General features: G+C 56.8%; 1 protein-coding gene. It reads left to right on the top strand.

Going from position 1 to position 1,157, the window contains the following annotated elements; all coding sequences use genetic code 11:
• Nucleotides 1-576 precede the first annotated feature (576 nt).
• On the top strand, nucleotides 577-1,157 hold a 581-nt coding region (locus M2447_RS13675; RefSeq protein WP_277559062.1), incomplete at its 3' end, for a choice-of-anchor Q domain-containing protein.

The following is a 1,157-nucleotide window of genomic DNA, read 5'->3' on the forward strand; positions in this document are numbered from 1 at the left end:
GTATGGATAGCGAGCGGGACGTATGTGCCGATGGATAGGCCGAATGGCGGAAACGAAGCAGACAACCGGACGAAGCATTTTTCATTGAGGAACAACGTGTCGGTGCATGGGGGGTTTGCGGGGACGGAGACGGCGCTCGGGGAGCGGGACCTGCTGGCGAATGAGACGATCCTGTCGGGGGACTTTAACGGGAACGACGTGTATGATGCGGATTCGGGGCAATGTTTGTCGGGCAATGCGGAGAACGCCTACAATGTGTTTAGCCATCCGAGCGGGATGGTGGTGCTGGATAACACAGCCACGCTTAACGATGTGACAATACGAGGCGGGGGTGGAAACTATGGAGGAGGCATGAACAATGGCGGGGACTCAAGTCCACTGCTGTCAAGGTGTGTGTTTGTAGGGAACGTGGCCGGTGCACGGGGCGGCGCCCTGTATAACAATGGTGGAGCCAGTCCCGTCGTGAGGGATTGTCTGTTCAAGGGCAATGCGCAAACTAATGTTAATCCAACTGGAGGTCCCGGCGGAGGCGCAGCATACAACGGTGCCAGCACTATGCCCGTATATGAGAACTGCGTGTTTTACAAAAACACGGCGCTTTTCGGAGCGGGCATGCGTCATGAGGGAGGGGCGATGACGCTAGTAAACTGCACGTTTTATAGAAACGCATCATCAAGTTCTGGTTCTGGCGGCGGTATCCAAATAAGCACAACCGCTGCGGTGGCACTGGTGAACTGCACGATAGTGGAAAACAGTGCGCCGAACAACGCGGGTGTGTATGCGACAAGTGCGAACACTCAACTGGTCAACTGCATTGTGTGGGGAAATACGGGAGGAAGTGCGCAAATTGCCACTGGCCTGACAGTGAGCCACAGTATCATTGAGGGCGGATACGTAGGGACGGGCAATTTAGACCAGGACCCGCTGCTGCTCGCGCAGCGAGATTATAATAATACGCCGACGGTGTTGCATATTTTGGGAGGCAGCCCGGCGATAGGGGCGGGGATGACGCAGGCGGAGGCACCAGAGGGTGTGACGATTCCGGCGTCCGATTATCGTGGCATAACCCGTTCCTCCATGCGGCCGACAATCGGGGCATATGAGTGGAGGCAGACGGCGGTGGCGATAGATAGCCAACCGCAGGCATCGGGTGAGAC

The sequence above is a fragment of the Ereboglobus sp. PH5-10 genome, from assembly GCF_029504735.1.
Taxonomy (GTDB): domain Bacteria; phylum Verrucomicrobiota; class Verrucomicrobiia; order Opitutales; family Opitutaceae; genus Ereboglobus.